The organism is Streptomyces sp. LS1784, from assembly GCF_020103755.1.
In the GTDB taxonomy this organism is placed as follows: Bacteria; Actinomycetota; Actinomycetes; order Streptomycetales; family Streptomycetaceae; genus Kitasatospora.
In genome coordinates this window covers 1-16,707 of sequence record NZ_JAHSQD010000134.1, presented here as the reverse complement: position 1 = coordinate 16,707, position 16,707 = coordinate 1, and the positions used below count along the sequence as shown (strand labels likewise).

Genomic DNA, 16,707 nt, shown 5'->3' with positions numbered 1-16,707 from the left:
GGCGCCCGCCGCCACCCCCGCCGCCGCAGTGTCGGCGAACCCGTCCGCACTGCCGCCGCTGGACCCGGCGGCGATCCGTTCCGCCCTCGCCCGGCGGCCCGCCGCCGACGTCTCCGCCGGGTTCGTGCGGGTCACCGGTTCCGCGGGGAGGTTCGAGGGCAGCTCGGCGGAGGCCGGGACGGCGGTGGACCCGCACGGCAGGTTCCGGATCGGGTCGATCTCGAAGGTCTTCACCGCCACCGTCGTCCTCCAACTCGCCGCCGAGGGCCGGATCGACCTCGACGGCAGCGTCCGGCAGTACCTCCCGGACTTCCCCTTCCCGTCGGTCACGGTGGGGCAGCTGCTCGACCACACCAGCGGGCTGCCCGGCGGCTCCAACACGTTCTGGGGCGACGGCACCACCGGCTGGTTCGCCGAGCACCGGCTCGACGCGCCCACCCCGGAGAAGATCACCGCCACGATGGCCGGCCAGCCCTTGGCCTTCGACCCCGGCACCGCCCAGCAGTACAACGGCATGAACACCTTCGTCGCCGGGCTGGTCGTCGAGAAGGTCACCGGCCACCGCTACGCCGACGAGCTGCGCGACCGGATCATCCGCCCGCTCGGCCTGCACGACACCTCCCTCCCGGACGCCGGTGACCCGCAGCTGCGGCACCCGGCGACCCGCCCGTACCTGACCGTCCCGGACACCGGCGGCGGCTCGCACCGGGCGGACGTGACCGAGCAGAGCCCGTGGCCCTGGGCCGAGGGCGGCATGATCTCCAGCGCGCCCGACCTGGACCGCTTCATGACCGCGCTGTTCCGGGGCCGCCTCCTCCCGCCGGCCGAGCAGGAGAAGCTCTTCACCGTCCCGGACGTGCCCGTCGCCCCGGGCAGCAGCCACTGCCCGGACGGCACGGCGTGCATGAGCATGGGCCTCGAACGCCTTGCGGCCGGCGGCATCGTGGCCTGGGGCAAGACCGGTTCCCGGCCCGGCTCCACCAGTGGCGTCTTCGCCACCCGCGACCTCGCCCGCACGGTCGTGTACTCGGTCGACCCGACCGCGCTGGACGGCGCCGAGAGCCCGTACGCCCTCGGGCTGCTGACGTCCTCCTTCGGCCTGGGGGCCAAGGGCTGACGGTCCGTCTCGGCCGCGGGGATGACGAGCGGTTGGCTCGTGCGGGGGAGGCGATGGGGCCGCACGGTGGACGTGGGGCGGGGGTGGTGTCCGCGACCGTGGACGCATGCTGAAGAACATCCCGGTGGGCGACACCGAACGCCCCGTTCCCCGGTGGGCCCTGCGGCTCGCCAAGGCCCTCCCGTTCGTCGTGCTGCCGCACTGCCTGTGGCGGCTGCCGTTCGCGTTCGACTTCCGGATGGGCACTGTCGACCCGAACGCCGCGGCCTACGTCTGGTGGTTCGCCCCGTACGTGATCGGCCTGAGCGTGGTCACCGAGGCGCTGACGATCCTGACCCTGGGGCTGGTCAGCGGCTGGGGCGAGGTGTTCCCGCGCTGGGTGCCCGTTCTGCGCGGGCGCCGGGTGCCGCCGCTCGCGGCGGTCGTCCCGGCCGTGCTCGGGGGTCTGGTCCTGGTGGCCCTCTTTGACGGCATGCCCCTCGCCTGGCTGGGGGTGTTCAAGGAGGTCGGCTACAGCAACGGCTGGTGGATGGCCCTGGGGCGGATCTGCACCTCGACGGCGATCTTCTGGGGCCCCGCCACCCTCGCGCTCGCCTGGGCCTACCACCGCCGTCGGCGCCCGGTCGCCGCGTGAGTCCGTCCCCTGCGTTGCGCGGGAAGCCGGCCGGGGCGGGGTCCCGGGCCACGCAGGGGGGCCCGGCGCCCGGGGTGCGCCGGCCCCGGGGGTGGCGGGGCCCGCCGGCCGGTCCGGCTTCCCGCGCAACGCAGGGGTGTGCTCAGTGGCCGCCGTTGCCCGTGGTCAGCGAGTCGGCGAGCCGCTCCGCGGTGTCCGCGTCGAGCGCGCCGTGCCCGAGCAGGAAGCGGTACCAGAAGACCCCGTAGACCTGGTCCGCGATGAGGTCCAGGTCGGCGTCCCCGGCCAGCTCGCCGCGCTCGCGCCCCTTGGCGAGGAGTTCGCGCAGCGCGGTGCGGCGGGCGGCGGTGAAGCTCCGCATCAGCTCGGCGAGGTGCGGGTCACGGGCGGCCTCGCGGGCGACGGTGCGCAGCGCGGAGGCGGTGGTGTCGCGTTGGGCCGCCTCGAAGGTGGTGGCGATGAAGGCCCGCAGGTCGGTGCGCAGGTCGCCGGTGCCGGGGCCGTGGACGTCCTGGTCGGCGCGGTCGGTGAGGGCGTCGAGCAGCACGGCGCCCTTGGAGGGCCACCAGCGGTAGACGGTCTGCTTGCCGACGCCGGCCGTGCGGGCGATGGCGTCGATGGTGACGGGTGTGCCGTCGGACTCGGCGAGCAGGCGCAGCGCGGCGTCGAGGATCGCCCGGTGGGCGGCCTCGTTGCGGCGGCGTCCGGTGTGCGGGCGTACGGCCGGGGAGGCCTCGGCGCCCTTGGTCTCGCTCATCGTGTTCCCTCTCCTCCTGCCCCCGCTTGACAAGACTAGCAGTCTCGACAAACATCATTGTCGGAACCTGCGGTCTCGACAAGTTGAAGGGCCCCACCACCATGAGCACTGCGTCAAACCTCTTCGCCGGACAGCGCGTCGTCGTGATGGGCGGCAGCTCGGGCATCGGCGAGGCGGCCGCCACCGCCTTCGCCGCGGACGGCGCCGAGGTCGTGGTCACCGGCCGCGACCGCGACCGGCTGGACGCCGCCGTCTCCCGGATGGGCGGCAAGACCACCGGTCACCGGCTGGACGCGGCCGACCCGGCCGCCCTCGCCGACTTCTTCGCCGCGGCCGGCACCGTGGACCACCTGGTCGTCGCGGTCAGCGGCGCGGCCGGCGCCGGCCCCTTCGCCGGGCTCGACCTGGCCGACCTCGCGACCGGCTTCGACGCCAAGTTCTGGCCGCAGGTGCGCGTCCTCCAGGCGGCGCTGCCGCACCTGCGCGAGGACGGCTCGGTCACCCTGATCACCGCCGCCTCGGCCCGTGCCGCCATCCCCGGCACCGCCGGACTGGCCGCCATCAACGGCGCCCTGGAGGCGATGGTCCCTCCGCTGGCCGTCGAGCTCGCCCCGCTGCGGGTCAACGCCGTCTCGCCTGGCGTGATCGACACCCCGTGGTGGGACCGCGTCCCGGCCGAGCAGCGGGCCGCGCTGTTCGAGGGCCTCGCCGCCACCACCCCGGTCGGCCGGGTCGGCCGCGCGGAGGACGTCGCCCGGGCGATCCACATGCTGGCCGCCAACAGCTTCGTCACGGGTGTGGTGTTCGACTGCACCGGTGGGGCCAACCTGCCCACCGGGCGCTGACCCGGGCGCTGACCCGGGCGCTGACCCGGGCGCTGACCCGGGCGCTGACCCGGGCGCTGACCCGGGCGCTGACCCGGGCGCTGACCCGGGCACTGTCGCAGGTCACTCCTATGGTTCGACCGTGAACGCTCCCGACGTCATCCCCGTCAGCCACCGGCCCGACTACCGCACCGACACCATCGGTCGCTGGCAGGGCGGCCAGTTCTTCGCCTCGGCTCTCTGCCTCGGTGATGGCCGGTACTACGCCGCCCTGCACCGTTTCGACGTCACCGGCCGCCACCTCGACTCGCGGATACGCTCCACGGGCGAGGCGGCGGAGGCCAGGCGACTGCTGGCGGAGTGGCTCGACGCCCTGCCCGGTCGGGAGTACGGGGACATCGCGATCGCCCCGTTCGCCGTGCACGTCGACGGCGAGCTGTTCGGCCTGGTCCGCGAGGACTACGAGGAGGACGAGGTGGAGGAGGAGGACGAGCGGGTCCACTTCGAGCTGTACCCGGACGGCCTCGGCTTCGACGCCCCCTGGTGCGGCTGCTACGACACGTGAGCCGTCACCACTCCGCCACCCGGTAGTCCTTGAGGAACACCCCCGACACCGGGTCCCCGGCCTCGCCGCGGACGATCGGGTCGTAGACCCGGGCCGCGCCGTCCACGATGTCGAGCGGGGTGCGGAACCCCTGGGCGGCGAGTCGGGCCTTCTTCGGGGCCGGGTTCTCGTCGGTGATCCAGCCGGTGTCGACGGCGCACATGTGCACGCCCCGGGTGGCGAGTTCGGCCGCGCTGGTGCGGGTGAGCATGTTGAGCGCGGCCTTCGCCATGTTGGTGTGCGGATGCCGGGCGGTCTTGTTGCGGACGGCGAACCGGCCCTCCACCGCGGTGACGTTGACGATGTAACGGGCGGGGTGCGGCGAGGCCAGCAGCAGGGGCAGCAGCCGGTCGCAGAGCAGGGCGGGGGCCAGCGCGTTGACCAGCTGGGTCTCCAGCACCTCCGCCGGGTCGAGCGAACCCAGCGTGGCGGACCAGGAGTTGGCGGGGGCGAGGTCGGGCAGCAGCCCGGCCTCGTCCGTGAAGTCCAGCAACGACCCGGCTCCCGAAGGAAGTCGGGTGAGGCCGGTGGCCGGGCGGAACCCGGGGGCGTGGCTGATCGCCCGGCGGTCGGCGGCGGGCAGGGCGTCCTGCTCGCCCGCGGCCAGCAGCGCGTACGACCCGGGCGGGCGGCGCAGGGTCTGCGCGGCGTTGTTGACCAGGATGTCGAGCGGGCGCCCGTCGGCGCACAACCGCTCGGTCAGGCCGAGCACCTGGCGCGGGTCGCGGAGGTCGATGGCGAACACCGTCAGCCGGTCCCACCACTGCGCGCTGCCCTCGGCGGCGCGGAAGCGGCGGACGGTGTCCTGCGGGAAGCGGCTGGTGACGATCAGCTCGGCCCCGTCGCGCAGCATCATCAGGGCCAGCTGGAAACCGATCTTCACCCGCCCGCCGGTGAGCAGCGCCCGGCGCCCGCGCAGGTCGGTCCGGAGACCGCGGCGGGCGGTGTTGTCGGCCGCGCAGTCCGCGCAGAGCATGTGGTAGAAGCCGTCGACCCGGCGGTAGGCCTGCTTGCAGACGTAGCACTTGCGCGGTATCCGCAGCTCGCCGGCCGGCTCGTCCGCCGCGGTCAGGGGCGCGTCCTCGCGGCGGGTCCGGCTGCCGGTCGCGGTGGTGGCGAGCAGCTCGGCGTCGGCCTGCCGGAGGGTCTGCCGGGCCTCCTGGCGGCGGCGCTTGCGGCTCTCCATGACGAAGGAGCTGAGCTGCCGCTCGGCGTGCAGCCGGGTGCGGTCGTGGGCGGGCAGGGCCCGAAGCCGGCCGAGGGTGCGGCTGAACGCGGCCAGTTCCTCGGCGCTGACGTGCGCCGTGCAGGCCGCGTCCTCGCAGGCCGGAGTGGTCGTGCTCAACTGGATGTGGTCGTCCCGGACCGTCATGTCCGCCCCCTCGTGCCGTACAGGTGGGAGGGACTGTAACGGACGGTCCGGGACGATGAGATGCCAATTTCCGCCGGTGGGCGGTAGGCGATGGGCTCAGCCCGCGTACTGGCCGAGGATCCTCGCGAACTCGTACGGCTGCTGAGGGATGTTGGTGCACTTGGACAGCCCGGTCAGCCGCAGCAGGCCTTGCACTCCTTGACCTGCACGTCGTCGATCACCGGACCGTACGCCCCGGCCACGGGCTTCCGGGAGTGGATCCGAAGGGACTTGACCTTGAGTGCACTCCAAGGTGAAAGCTGAAGGCGTTGACCACGCACCACCACGCGAACCACTGCGGCAACCACCACGGAAGCCGCGGAACCCAGATGGGAGCACCGCCATGCGCAACGCCTCGTTCGGTACCAGCGGCCCCGAGATCGGCGTCATCGGTCTCGGCTGCATGGGCATGACCTGGGCCTACGACGTGCAGAACCGGGACGACGAGAACTCGGTCCGGGTGATCCGGCAGGCACTGGACCTCGGCGTCGGCCTGATCGACACCGCCGACATGTACGGCCCGTACACCAACGAGGAGGTGGTCGGGGCCGCGCTGGCCGGCCCGTACCGGGAGCGCGCCTTCCTGGCCACCAAGGTGGGCATCGTGCCGGGCGGCGGGGGCCAGCAGGAGCGCAACGGCCGGCCCGAGCACGTGCGCCGCTCGATCGACGAGAGCCTGCGCCGGCTGGGCACCGACCACGTCGACCTCTACCAGCTGCACCGGGTCGACCCGGACGTCCCGATCGAGGAGACCTGGGGCGCGTTCGCCGAGGTCGTCGCGGCGGGCAAGGCCCGGAGCATCGGGCTCTCCGAGGCGACGCTGGAGGAGATCAAGCGGGCGCAGGCCGTGCACCCGGTGGCCTCGGTGCAGTCCGAGCTGTCGCTGTGGACCCGGGACGTGCTGGCCGAGGTGCTGCCGTACACCGAGGAGCAGGGCATCGCCTTCCTGCCGTTCTCGCCGCTCGGCCGCGGCTTCCTGACCGGCGGCATCACGTCCTTCGACGAGCTGCCCGCCGACGACTTCCGCCGCCGGCTGCCGCGCTTCCAGCAGGACGCGCTGAAGGCCAACCTGGAGCTGGTCGGGGCGGTCGGGGCGGTCGCCGAGCGGATCGGCGCCAGCCCCGCGCAGGTCGCGCTGGCCTGGGTGCTGGCGCAGGGCCGGTACGTCTTCCCGATCCCGGGCACCAGGACGCCGCGCTACCTCGTGGACAACGTGGGCGCGGCCGGGATCGAGCTCTCGGCGGCGGACCTGGCCGAGCTGGACGCGCTGCCGGCCGCGACCGGCGAGCGCTACTGACGGTGCGGTGGCGGAGTCAGCGCTCCAACACCCACACCAGCTGCCGTCCGGTCTCGCCCGGAGCCCGGACGGCGGCCTCGGCGATCCGCTCCAGCCGGTAGCCGAGCTTGCGCGGGACGGCCGCGCTGGCGCCGTTCGCCTGGTCGCAGCGGATCTCCACCCGGGTGATCCCGGGCAGCGCCAGCGCGGCCTCGGTCAGCGCCCCGGCCGCGGCGGTGGCGATGCCGCGGCCGACGTGCCCGGCGGCGACCCAGTAGCCGATCTCCAGCGCGCCCGGGCCGATCCGGCCGTGCAGGCCGAAGGCGCCGATCACGCCGCCGGGTTCGGTGTCCAGGCAGGCCAGGTACATGAAGTCGGTGCCGGCCTCCCAGGCGGCGGCGCCGGCCCGGGTCAGCTCGGCGGTCTGCGCCCGGGAGGGGGCCTCGGCCGCCCACTCCATCCAGGGCCGCAGGTGGTCCAGGTTGGCGCGGACGGCCCGGTTCAGTGCCTCCGTGTGGGTGCTGCGGCGGCGTCGCAGCCAGAGGCCGCCGGGCAGTCGCAGCCGTTCCGGCGGCCGTCCGGCGGTCACCTCCACCGCCGGCGGGGCGAGACCACAGGACCGTGGCTGTGCTGGGCTCATGACGGCGATTATGTCCTTGGCCAGGACCTGTCACCATCCGATATCCCTCCGGCGGCGGGCGCGCCCGGCCGCGCCCCGGCGCGTCAGAGCCGGACCATCACCTCGTCGAGCTCCTTGCGCCGCAGGTCCGGCACGCGCGCCCCCTCGGCCGGGTAGCCGACCGGGATCACGTACGCGGCGCGTTCCTCCGCCGGACGGTCGCACACCTCGTTGAGGAACTTCATCGGGCTCGGGGTGTGGGTGAGCGTGGCCAGCCCGGCCTGGTGCAGCGTGGCCAGCAGCAGCCCGACCGCGATCCCCACCGACTCCTTGGTGTAGTACGGGCGCGGCGAGTCGGGGCCCTTGTGCACCTCGAACACCACGATCACGGCCGGCGCGTCCTCCAGGAACGGCTTGCGCCAGTCGGTGCCGATCGGGGCGAGTGCGGCCAGCCACTCCGCCGAGGCCCGGTGGCCGTAGAACTCGCGCTCCTCGGCCTCGGCGGCCTCGCGCAGCCGCCGCTTGCGCTCCGGGTCGGTGATCACCACGAACCGCCAGGGCTGGACGTGCGCGCCGCTGGGCGCGGTGCCCGCCGTGCGGACCGCCCACTCGACGACCCCGTCCGGGATCGGGCGGGTGGAGTAGTCGCGGACGGTCCGGCGCTGCGCCATCACGTCGTGGAAGGACCTGCTGCGGGCCTCGGCCTCGTGGGCGGGCACCGTCATGGGGGCGAGCGGGACGGTCGGGTGGGGCGTCCCCGCCACGGCGCTGTCTGTGCTGTCAACCATGGCGGACAGCACAGCACATGACGGTCCCTCCGGGAAGAGGTAGAGACCAATCGCGGTTCAGTGGAGGGCTACAGCTCGTGCGCCCGCCCGTCCCGGACCTCGATCCGCCGGTTCACCGCCACCGTGTCCAGCATCCGCCGGTCGTGGGTGACCAGCAGCAGGGTGCCGGTGTACGAGCCGAGCGCGGACTCCAGCTGCTCGATCGCGGGCAGGTCCAGGTGGTTGGTGGGCTCGTCCAGCACCAGCAGGTTGACCCCGCGGGCCTGCAGCAGCGCCAGCGCGGCCCGGGTGCGCTCGCCGGGGGAGAGGGTGCCGGCCGGGCGCAGCACGTGCACCGCCTTGAGGCCGAACTTGGCCAGCAGGGTGCGCACGTCCTCCGGCGAGAGCTCCGGAACGGCGGCGGCGAAGGCCTCCACCAGCGGCTCCTCGCCGAGGAACAGTCCGCGCGCCTGGTCCACCTCGCCGACCACCACGCCGGAGCCCAGCGAGGCGCTGCCGCCGTCGAGTTCGAGCCGGCCGAGCAGGGCCGCCAGCAGCGTGGACTTGCCCGCGCCGTTGGCGCCGGTGATGGCGACCCGGTCGGCCCAGTCGATCTGGAGGTCCACCGGGCCGAAGGCGAAGTCGCCGCGCCGGGCGCTCGCCCCGCGCAGGGTGGCGACCACCGAGCCGGAGCGCGGCGCGGTGGCGATCTCCATCCGCAGCTCCCACTCCTTGCGCGGCTCCTCGACCACCTCCAGCCGCTCGATCATCCGCTGGGTCTGCCGGGCCTTGGAGGCCTGCTTCTCGGTGGACTCGGCACGCATCGCGCGCCCGATCTTGTCGTTGTCGGAGGACTTGCGGCGGGCGTTGCGCACGCCGTGCTCCATCCAGCCGCGCTGCATCCGCGCCCGGGTCTCCAGCGAGGCCTTGGTGTCGGCGTAATCCTCGTACTCCTCGCGGGCGTGCCGACGGGCCACCGTCCGCTCCTCCAGGTACGCCTCGTAGCCGCCGCCGTACAGGTTGACCTGCTGCTGGTGCAGGTCCAGCTCCAGCACCTTGGTCACGGTGCGGGCCAGGAACTCGCGGTCGTGGCTGATCAGCACGGTGCCCGTGCGCAGGCCCTTGACGAAGGACTCCAGCCGCTCCAGGCCGTCCAGGTCGAGGTCGTTGGTGGGCTCGTCGAGCAGGAAGACGTCGTAGCGGGAGAGCAGCAGCGAGGCGAGGCCGGCCCGGGCGGCCTGGCCGCCGGACAGGGCGGTCATCGGCAGGTCCAGCGAGACCTTCAGCCCGAGCGAGTCGGCGACCTCCTCGGCGCGCTCCTCCAGGTCGGCGCCGCCGAGGTCCAGCCAGCGCTCCAGGCCGGCGGCGTACGCGTCGTCGGCGCCCGCCCGGCCCTCGACCAGGCCCTCGGTGGCCTCGTCCAGCGCGGCCTGCGCGGCCGCCACACCGGTGCGGCGGGCCAGGAAGTCGCGCACCGACTCGCCCTCGCGCCGCTCCGGCTCCTGCGGCAGGTGGCCGACGTTGGCGCTCGCCGGGCTGAGCCGCAGCGAGCCGCCCTCGGGGGTGTCCAGGCCGGCCAGCAGCCGCAGCAGGGTCGACTTGCCGGCGCCGTTCACGCCGACCAGGCCGATCACGTCGCCGGGGGCGACCACCAGGTCCAGGCCGGAGAAGAGGGTGCGTTCGCCGTGGCCGGCGCTGAGGTCCTTGACTACGAGTGTCGCGCTCATGATGGGGCCGATTGTAGGAGGAGAGGCCCGGTCGGCGGAAAAAGCGGGGGCCGCGGCTGTCGCAGCCGCGGCCCCGGGACTACCTGCGGATCACCCGTGGATCACTTGGCCTTCTTCGAGAAGTACTCGAACATGTGCTGGGCCACGTCCTCCAGGTACGGACCGGCCTCGTAGGTGTTCGCGCCGTTGCCGATGGAGGTGTCGCTGACCAGGGCCGGCTTGCCGTCCTTGGTCGCGTACCAGCCGCCGCCGCTGCTGCCGCCGGTCATGTTGCAGCCGATCAGCAGCATCGCCGGGCGGCTCGGGTCGCCGGTCTTCTGGGACGGCTTGCCGCCGTCGCAGTGCTCCAGCTCCACGCCGTCGAAGGGCTTGCCCTCCGGGAAGCCGTAGTTGCTGACGGCGCCGACCTGGTCACGCGGGGCGTTGAACCAGAGCGGGACGGAGCCGCCGACGGTCTCCTCCAGCGACTTGCCGCCCGGGTTGGGGTTGGCGACCTTGATGATGCCGAAGTCGTACTGGCTCCACGGACCGCCCTTCTCCGGGTCGGCCTCGGCGGTCCACTGCGGCGAGACCATGCCGGAGGTGGCCGTCCACTCGCCGTACGGCTCGGCGTCCTCCAGCTTGGCCTGCTTGTTGCCGTTGCTCAGCACGCCGTTGCTGTTGAAGGCCGGGGCGAAGGTGATGTCGGTGTAGTACTTGTTGCCCTTGCCGCCGTGCAGGCAGTGGCTGGCGGTCCACACCAGGTTGCTCTTGCCCGGGTTGGCCGGGTCGGAGACGACGGTGCCGGAGCACACGTAGTCCTCGTTGCCGTCCTTGAAGAAGATCTTGCCGTTGACGTGCATGTTCTTCGGGAACGGGTGCGCCACGGGCTTGGCCGGGACCATGGCGGGCAGCTGGTCCGCGCCGCCGCCCGGCTGGGCGGCGGTGGGCTTCGCGGTGGGCTGGCCGGTGGCGGGCGCGCCGGTGGTCGGTGCGGCGCCGGTGGGCTGCGCGGGCGGCTGGGACGCGTCCGGGGCGGGCTGCGGCAGCGGCTTCGGCTTGGCCTCCAGCAGCTTCTGCAGGGTCCAGTAGCCCTTGACGGCCGGGGTGATGACGTTCGCCTGGGCCCACTTGTCCCAGTCCTCGAGCTTCCAGGTCTTCAGCTCTTCGAGCGTCGGAAGCTTGATCGGAGCCGCGCCCGGCTTGCCGGAGGCGTCGGCCGTGACGCCGGGAGCCGCGGTCACGGCCGGGTCGGCGTTGTCGGGGCCGCACGCGGTGGCGACCACCATGGTCAGCGCGGCGACGGAGGCGCCCAGGACGGCACGGCCGGGCCGGGATATCGGTGACATGAGTTCAAATCCCCCTGTTGACTACCGCCATGCGGCCCGTTCCCCGGGTGCGGCCCCACTCGGCCGCCGGCATGGCAGGTGAGGAGTCTGCCATGCGGCCCGGGAACTCCTGACATCCGCCCCGGACCGGGACGGGGCTGTCACCGGACCGGGGCGAGACCGTCACCGGATCGGCACGGGATCGGCACCGGGCCTCCGCCGCGGCGGCTGGGGGCTCGGCGGGCCCGGCGCCCGGTAAATCGGTTGCACGCCTCGTACGGGCTGCCTACCGTGGTCCGGGTCATCAGCCAGACAAGGAGAAGGCCGTTGCTCTACTGAGGTCCCGGGACACCGCCCCCGCCGCGCAGGCCCTGTTGCCGTTGCGCGGTGCGCGAGTGTGCGACCTCAGTCACGGCCCGTGGCGCTCCTCTGCGTGACGCCACCCCTTCGTTCCCTCCGGCCGTACCCGGTTCCGCACCCGCGGTGTCTCCCCGTGTTGCTCACCACCCCTTCGGCAACCACCCCGGGAGGCCTGTATGGCACACCAACCCACCACCACCGCCGTCCTCTGCACCGAGCTCTCGTTCGAGTGGCCCGACGGCAAGCCCGTCCTGGACGGCTTCCAGCTCGCCGTCGGCCCCGGCCGCACCGGCCTGATCGGGCTCAACGGCGCCGGCAAGTCCACCCTGATGCGGCTGATCGCCGGCGAGCTCACCCCCACCGGCGGCACCATCCGCGTCGACGGCGAACTCGGCTACCTTCCGCAGGGATTGACGCTCGACACGACCCTGCGGGTGGACGAGGCGCTCGGCATCCGCGGCGCCCGCGAGGCCCTGCACGCCATCGAGTCCGGCGACACCGACCAGCGCCACTTCGACGCGATCGGCGACGACTGGGACGTCGAGGAGCGCGCCCGCGCCACCCTCGACCGGCTCGGCCTGCACCGCCTCGGCCTCGACCGCACCACCGGCGAACTCTCCGGCGGCGAGGCGGTGCTGCTGCGGCTGGCCGCCCTGCTGATGGCCCGCCCCGACGTCCTGCTGCTCGACGAGCCCACCAACAACCTCGACCGGGCCGCCCGCGAGCGGCTCTACGAGACGGTGGCCGGCTGGAACGGCGTGATGCTGATCGTCAGCCACGACCGCGAACTGCTCCGGCACGTCGACCAGATCGCCGACCTTCGGGGCGGCGAAGTCACCTGGTACGGCGGCAACTTCGAGGACTACGAACGCACCCTCGCGGCCCAGCAGGAGACGGCCGAGCGGCTGCTGCGCAACGCCGAGGCCGACGTCCAGCGCCAGAAGCGGGACTTGGCCGACGCCCGCGTCCGGCTGGATCGCAGCGCCGCGTACGGCAAGAAGCGCTCGGTCACCCGCAACGACCCGCACATCTTCGCCGGGATGCTCAAGCGCAAGGGCCAGGAGACGGCCGGCCGGCTCCAGGGCATGCACACCGAGCGCCTGGAGGAGGCCAAGGCGCGGCTCAGCGCGGCCGAGGAGGCCGTCCGGGACGACGCGGAGATCCGGATCGACCTGCCGCGCACCGCCGTCCCGGCCGGCCGCACGGTGCTCACCCTGGACAAGGTCCGGCTGCCCTACGGCACCACCGCCGACCTCGACCTGCGCGGGCCCGAGCGGATCGCCCTGGTCGGCCGCAACGGCGCCGGCAAGTCCACCCTGCTGCGCACCATCGCGGGCGAACTCGCCCCGCTGGAAGGGGAGGTCATCACCCCGGTGCCGCTGCGGCACCTCCCGCAGCGGCTCGACCTGCTGGACGACGAGCGCTCCGTCGTGGAGAACGTCAAGCTGTTCGCCCCCGCCGCCGGGGACAACGCGGTCCGTGCCCGGCTCGCCCGCTTCCTGTTCCGCGGCGCCCGGGCCGACCAGCCCGCCGCCACCCTCTCCGGCGGCGAGCGGTTCCGCGCGACGCTGGCCGCCCTGCTGCTGGCCGACCCGCCGCCGCAGCTGCTGCTGCTCGACGAGCCGACCAACAACCTGGACCTCGCCAGCGTCCGCCAGCTCACCCAGGCGCTCGCCGCCTACCGGGGCGCGCTGATCGTGGCCAGCCACGACCTGCCGTTCCTGCGCGGCCTGGGCCTCACCCGGTGGCTGGAGCTGGACGGCGAACTGCGGGCGGTGGAGCCGATGTAGCGCCTACCGCTGCTGATCCTGCCGACTCTGCCGGTCCTGGGCGTCCTGGGCGTCCTGCTCGCCCCGGGCATCCTCGACGAGCATCCGGCGGGCCGTGCTCAGGGCCGAGTCCCTGAGCGCGGCCAGCTCGTCGGCGGTGAACACCGGGGTGCGGACGTTCGGCGGGATGCCCGGTCCGTCGAAGGTGCTGCCGTCCCGGGTGAGGTACTTCTCGTTCGGCAGGACGGCCATGAAGTCCGGCGAGAGCGTCTTGATCAGGATGTCGGAGAAGACGCCCTGGGTGTTCTCACCGACCCGGAGCACCTGCGGGGACCGGCCCATCATGGCCTGGGTGAAGGTCTCGGCCGCGCTGGTCGAGATCGAGGAGGTGAGCACCGCCACCGGCCCGGTGAAGTGCCGTCCCGCCGAGGGCCGCACGACCACCGGCTCGGGCCGGGTGAACCTCGTCGGATCGGCCGGGTCGTTGCGTGCCACCTTCCGGTAGGCGACGTAGGGGCGATCGGTGAGCCGGGCGGCGATGTGCAGCCCGAGCGCGTCCGAGCCGCCGCCGTTCAGCCGCACGTCGACGACCAGACCGGTGGGTCGGTTCCGGGCGTCCAGCAGGGCGTCCAGCGCCCGGTCCAGTTCGTCGACCTGGCTCTGCTGGTCGCCGTCCGTGTAGTCGTCGAAGCTGCTCACCCGGAGGTAGCCGAGGCCGTCGGGGAGTCGGCCCACCCCGAGCCGGCCTCCGGCGAAGACCTGCTCCGGGCCGGTGAGCTGGGCGGCCGAGGCCTGCCGGGCCCGCGCGGTCAGTTCCTCGGTCCGCACGGTCGACCCCGGCCGCTGCCCGCCGAAGACCTCCCTGGGCTGCCCGTCGACCACCCGGGCCAGTCCGGTGTGCGCGTCGCCGAGCGGGCGGAGCATGTCCACGAGGACGGCCTGCAACTGGTCGGCCGTCGTCGTCGGGGTGATCGTGCGCCGCTTCTCGTCCCGGGCGGCGTGCCAGTCGATCCCCTTGGCGGCGAAGAAGGGGTAGTTCTCCTCGAAGTTCTCCCAGAACCGGTCGAAGACCGCGAGCGGGTCGTTCGGGGCCGGCGCGGCGCACAGCGGCGGCAGGGCGTCCAGCCGGCTGAGCGCCTTGCTGCCGACCCCGCCCTCCTCGCGCTCCACGGCCCGGTTCCGGCCCTCGGGGGTGAGCGTCAGGGCGAGGTTGCCCACGCCGTAGCGGGTGGTGCCGTCCGGGCCGGGCGGACCGGTCCGCGTCCCGGTGACCCACCCCGGCACGCAGCTGTGCGCCGTCACGTCGTACGTGGTGAGCCGGCCCCCGGAGACCGCGATCAGCAGGCCGTAGCCCTCCGTCCGCCAGACCCCCTCCAGCGGGTTCGCCCGCCCTCCCCGGGCCGCGGCCGCCCCCGGTGCCGCCAACCCCACCGCCATCGCGAGCGCCACCGCCGCGGCCGCCGCCCTGCCGATACTCCTCTGTGTCATCTCCGGCCTCCGCCGAACCCCGGTCTCCCCCGCGGAACCCCTCCGCCACCGCTCCCTCCCGACGTTACGGCCGGCCCCATCGCCCGGGCGTCATCCCCCGTGCCGCACCCGCTTCCTCCTCCGGGACCATCCGGAGTCGGGCGGAATGGTCCCTGGCGCTCTCGACAACAACCGTTTTGACGGTGGGTGAAAGTCCGTCACCCGTGGCCCCAACTGTCCTTGGCTCCAGTAGCATCGGCAGCATGCCTGCGCTCAACATCGAGTACACGGAGCACGAACTCGCCGCGATCCGCGAGGCCGCCGCCGCGGACGGCAAGACCGTGAAGGCGTACGTCCACGACCTGAGCGTGCGGGAGCAGCAGCGGCGGGTCTTCGTGGACCACGCGGTGGCGTTCTGGAAGGCGCACCGGGCCGAGTTCGACGCCGCGTTCCCCGAGGACGCACCCGCGGCGTGAGGGGCGGGGGCGCGACGCGATGAGGGGCGGGGGAGTGGCGCTGCTCCACGTCGACCTGCGCTGGCTGCTCGACGTCCAGGAGCTGGCCTCCCCGGAGGACCTCAGCGTGCGGGACTACTCGGCGCTGCAGGCCGCCGTCGCCCGGCACCGGGTGAACACCGCGCAGCTCGGCCACGACGCGGACCCGGCCTGGTGCGCGGCCACCCTGATGCACACCATCGTGCTGCTGCGCCCGCTGCCGGTGCGCAACAACCTGTACGCCTGCATGACGACGGCCGCGTACATGCACGCGGCCGGGGAGGGGATCGACCCGCCGTACGGGGCGCTGGTGGAGCTGGCCCGCGGCATAGCGGAGGGCCGGGCGGACGTGTACGCGGCGGCCGACCGGATCCGCGACTGGCGGATCTGAGGCCGACCGCCGCGGCGGTCCCCTGCGGGGCTGGTCCTTCGGCCCCGGCCGCAGCCCGCCCGCGATCACGTCCTTCCCGGTATCCGCGTCCCGCCCGCGGTCCGCGTCCCGAGCCGGTATCCGCGTCCCGCCCGCGGTCCGCGTCCCGAGCCGGTATCCGCGTCCCGCCCGCGATCCGCGTCCCGAGCCGGTATCCGCGTCCCGAGCCGGTCCAGCCCGTCGGGAACCACGGCGGGGCCGGTGCGGCTGTCAGCCCGGCAGCACGAAGCCCGACTCGTACGCGGCGATGACCGCCTGGGTGCGGTCCCGCGCGCCCAGCTTGGCCAGCACGCTGCCGACGTGCGTCTTCACCGTCTCCTGGCTCACCACCAGCTGCCGCGCGATCTCGCCGTTGTTGAGTCCGGTGGCCATCAGCCGCAGCACCTGCCCCTCCCGTTCGGTCAGCCGCCCGATCGGCCCCCGGTCCGCCGACCCGGTCTCCCGGCGCCGGTCCGCACCGTGGCGCAGGGCGAGTTCGCGGACGGCCGCCGGGAACAGCAGCGAGTCGCCGCGCGCGACCAGCCGCACCGCCTGCACCATCTCCTCCGCCCGGGCCCGCTTCAGCAGGAACCCGGCGGCGCCGGCGCGCAGCGCGTCGTACACGTGATCGTCGTGCTCGAAGGTGGTGACCACCAGGATGCGCGGCGGCGCGTCCATCCCGTTGACCAGTTGTTCGGTGGCCCGGATGCCGTCGATGCCGGGCATCCGGACGTCCATCAGCACCACGTCCGGGCGTAGTTCGCGCACCAGTGGGACGACCTCGGCGCCGTCGGCGGCCTCGCCGACCACGGTGAGGTCCGGCTCGCTGTCGATCACCACCCGCAGGCCCAGTCGGACCAGCCGCTCGTCGTCCGCGATCACCACCCGGATGCCGTCGGTACCCTGCTGCACGCCGCCCTGGTCCACGCCTTCGTTCACGCCCGGGCTCACATCCTCGTCCACGCCTCGGCTCACATCTTCTCTTCGTTCACGCCCGGGCTCGCACCTTCGCCCACGCCCGGGCTCACGTCCTCGTTCACGCCGCCCCTCCCACCGGCAGCCAGACGGCCAGCCGCCACGTCGTTCCGTCCTCGCCCGGCCCCGCCGTGCTGCCGCCGTGCAGCGCCGCCGCCCGCTCCCCGATCCCGCGCAGCCCGCGCCCGCC

General features: G+C 73.7%; 16 protein-coding genes. 8 read left to right on the top strand and 8 right to left on the bottom strand.

Features of this window, described 5'->3' with window-relative positions; genetic code table 11:
• The coding region (locus tag KS423_RS17760) for a serine hydrolase (RefSeq protein WP_224280476.1) at nucleotides 1-1,117 on the top strand (1,117 nt) is incomplete at its 5' end.
• 106 nt (nucleotides 1,118-1,223) lie between these two features.
• The gene (locus KS423_RS17755) at nucleotides 1,224-1,751 is read left to right on the top strand and encodes a hypothetical protein (protein ID WP_224280474.1); all 528 of its coding nucleotides are present in this window, start codon (nucleotides 1,224-1,226) and stop codon (nucleotides 1,749-1,751) included.
• A 142-nt stretch (nucleotides 1,752-1,893) separates the two neighbouring features.
• Here KS423_RS17755 and KS423_RS17750 read toward each other — a convergent pair whose 3' ends face one another.
• Entirely contained in the window at nucleotides 1,894-2,508 is a 615-nt protein-coding gene (locus KS423_RS17750; RefSeq protein ID WP_224280472.1) for a TetR/AcrR family transcriptional regulator, read from the bottom strand.
• A 101-nt stretch (nucleotides 2,509-2,609) separates the two neighbouring features.
• Here KS423_RS17750 and KS423_RS17745 point away from each other — a divergent pair, with 101 nt between their 5' ends.
• Nucleotides 2,610-3,353 carry an SDR family oxidoreductase gene (locus KS423_RS17745; protein WP_224280470.1) on the top strand — a complete coding sequence of 248 codons (744 nt, stop codon included), beginning with the start codon at nucleotides 2,610-2,612 and terminating at the stop codon, nucleotides 3,351-3,353.
• Between the two features lie 121 nt (nucleotides 3,354-3,474).
• Nucleotides 3,475-3,897, top strand: coding sequence for a hypothetical protein (locus KS423_RS17740; RefSeq protein ID WP_224280468.1), 423 nt, complete (start codon nucleotides 3,475-3,477; stop codon nucleotides 3,895-3,897).
• Between the two features lie 4 nt (nucleotides 3,898-3,901).
• On the opposite strand, the gene KS423_RS17735 is transcribed toward KS423_RS17740, so the two are convergent.
• Nucleotides 3,902-5,308 (bottom strand): SDR family oxidoreductase, encoded by a 1,407-nt coding sequence (locus KS423_RS17735; protein ID WP_224280466.1) that lies wholly within the window; start codon nucleotides 5,306-5,308, stop codon nucleotides 3,902-3,904.
• Nucleotides 5,309-5,690: 382 nt separating this feature from the next.
• Between KS423_RS17735 and KS423_RS17730 the strand changes: the two genes are divergently transcribed.
• Nucleotides 5,691-6,644, top strand: a complete 954-nt coding sequence (locus tag KS423_RS17730) for an aldo/keto reductase (protein WP_224280464.1) — start codon at nucleotides 5,691-5,693, stop codon at nucleotides 6,642-6,644.
• 16 nt (nucleotides 6,645-6,660) lie between these two features.
• Here the strand turns inward: KS423_RS17730 and KS423_RS17725 are convergent, their stop codons facing one another.
• From KS423_RS17725 to KS423_RS17710, 4 genes are all read right to left on the bottom strand, one after another.
• Nucleotides 6,661-7,263, bottom strand: coding sequence for a GNAT family N-acetyltransferase (locus KS423_RS17725; RefSeq protein ID WP_224280462.1), 603 nt, complete (start codon nucleotides 7,261-7,263; stop codon nucleotides 6,661-6,663).
• 83 nt (nucleotides 7,264-7,346) lie between these two features.
• Nucleotides 7,347-8,030, bottom strand: coding sequence for a nitroreductase family protein (locus KS423_RS17720; RefSeq protein ID WP_224280460.1), 684 nt, complete (start codon nucleotides 8,028-8,030; stop codon nucleotides 7,347-7,349).
• 68 nt (nucleotides 8,031-8,098) lie between these two features.
• On the bottom strand, nucleotides 8,099-9,736 hold the full coding sequence (locus KS423_RS17715; protein ID WP_224280458.1) for an ABC-F family ATP-binding cassette domain-containing protein: 1,638 nt from the start codon (nucleotides 9,734-9,736) through the stop codon (nucleotides 8,099-8,101).
• Nucleotides 9,737-9,837: 101 nt separating this feature from the next.
• Complete coding sequence (locus KS423_RS17710) at nucleotides 9,838-11,064, bottom strand: serine protease (protein WP_224280457.1); 1,227 nt, start codon at nucleotides 11,062-11,064, stop codon at nucleotides 9,838-9,840.
• A gap of 515 nt (nucleotides 11,065-11,579) precedes the next feature.
• On the opposite strand from KS423_RS17710, the gene KS423_RS17705 reads away from it, so the two are divergent.
• Entirely contained in the window at nucleotides 11,580-13,193 is a 1,614-nt protein-coding gene (locus KS423_RS17705; RefSeq protein WP_224280455.1) for an ABC-F family ATP-binding cassette domain-containing protein, read from the top strand.
• Nucleotides 13,194-13,196: 3 nt separating this feature from the next.
• Here the strand turns inward: KS423_RS17705 and KS423_RS17700 are convergent, their stop codons facing one another.
• Nucleotides 13,197-14,660 carry a S41 family peptidase gene (locus KS423_RS17700; RefSeq protein WP_224280453.1) on the bottom strand — a complete coding sequence of 488 codons (1,464 nt, stop codon included), beginning with the start codon at nucleotides 14,658-14,660 and terminating at the stop codon, nucleotides 13,197-13,199.
• Nucleotides 14,661-14,902: 242 nt separating this feature from the next.
• On the opposite strand from KS423_RS17700, the gene KS423_RS17695 reads away from it, so the two are divergent.
• Together KS423_RS17695 and KS423_RS17690 are read left to right on the top strand one after the other, a co-directional pair.
• Nucleotides 14,903-15,115: a hypothetical protein gene (locus KS423_RS17695; protein ID WP_224280451.1), complete on the top strand. Its 213-nt coding sequence runs from the start codon at nucleotides 14,903-14,905 to the stop codon at nucleotides 15,113-15,115.
• A 34-nt stretch (nucleotides 15,116-15,149) separates the two neighbouring features.
• Nucleotides 15,150-15,524, top strand: coding sequence for a toxin Doc (locus KS423_RS17690; protein WP_224280449.1), 375 nt, complete (start codon nucleotides 15,150-15,152; stop codon nucleotides 15,522-15,524).
• A 249-nt stretch (nucleotides 15,525-15,773) separates the two neighbouring features.
• Here the strand turns inward: KS423_RS17690 and KS423_RS17685 are convergent, their stop codons facing one another.
• The gene (locus KS423_RS17685; RefSeq protein ID WP_308020208.1) at nucleotides 15,774-16,481 is read right to left on the bottom strand and encodes a response regulator transcription factor; all 708 of its coding nucleotides are present in this window, start codon (nucleotides 16,479-16,481) and stop codon (nucleotides 15,774-15,776) included.
• Between the last annotated feature and the right edge of the window lie 226 nt (nucleotides 16,482-16,707).

Bases quoted from the DNA above. Each gene is read 5' to 3' on its own strand.
- KS423_RS17755 (WP_224280474.1), top strand. From the start codon at position 1,224: ATGCTGAAGAACATCCCGGTGGGCGACACCGAACGCCCCGTTCCCCGG.
- KS423_RS17750 (WP_224280472.1), bottom strand. From the start codon at position 2,508: ATGAGCGAGACCAAGGGCGCCGAGGCCTCCCCGGCCGTACGCCCGCAC.
- KS423_RS17745 (WP_224280470.1), top strand. From the start codon at position 2,610: ATGAGCACTGCGTCAAACCTCTTCGCCGGACAGCGCGTCGTCGTGATG.
- KS423_RS17735 (WP_224280466.1), bottom strand. From the start codon at position 5,308: ATGACGGTCCGGGACGACCACATCCAGTTGAGCACGACCACTCCGGCC.
- KS423_RS17730 (WP_224280464.1), top strand. From the start codon at position 5,691: ATGCGCAACGCCTCGTTCGGTACCAGCGGCCCCGAGATCGGCGTCATC.
- KS423_RS17725 (WP_224280462.1), bottom strand. From the start codon at position 7,263: ATGAGCCCAGCACAGCCACGGTCCTGTGGTCTCGCCCCGCCGGCGGTG.
- KS423_RS17720 (WP_224280460.1), bottom strand. From the start codon at position 8,030: ATGGTTGACAGCACAGACAGCGCCGTGGCGGGGACGCCCCACCCGACC.
- KS423_RS17715 (WP_224280458.1), bottom strand. From the start codon at position 9,736: ATGAGCGCGACACTCGTAGTCAAGGACCTCAGCGCCGGCCACGGCGAA.
- KS423_RS17710 (WP_224280457.1), bottom strand. From the start codon at position 11,064: ATGTCACCGATATCCCGGCCCGGCCGTGCCGTCCTGGGCGCCTCCGTC.
- KS423_RS17705 (WP_224280455.1), top strand. From the start codon at position 11,580: ATGGCACACCAACCCACCACCACCGCCGTCCTCTGCACCGAGCTCTCG.
- KS423_RS17700 (WP_224280453.1), bottom strand. From the start codon at position 14,660: ATGACACAGAGGAGTATCGGCAGGGCGGCGGCCGCGGCGGTGGCGCTC.
- KS423_RS17695 (WP_224280451.1), top strand. From the start codon at position 14,903: ATGCCTGCGCTCAACATCGAGTACACGGAGCACGAACTCGCCGCGATC.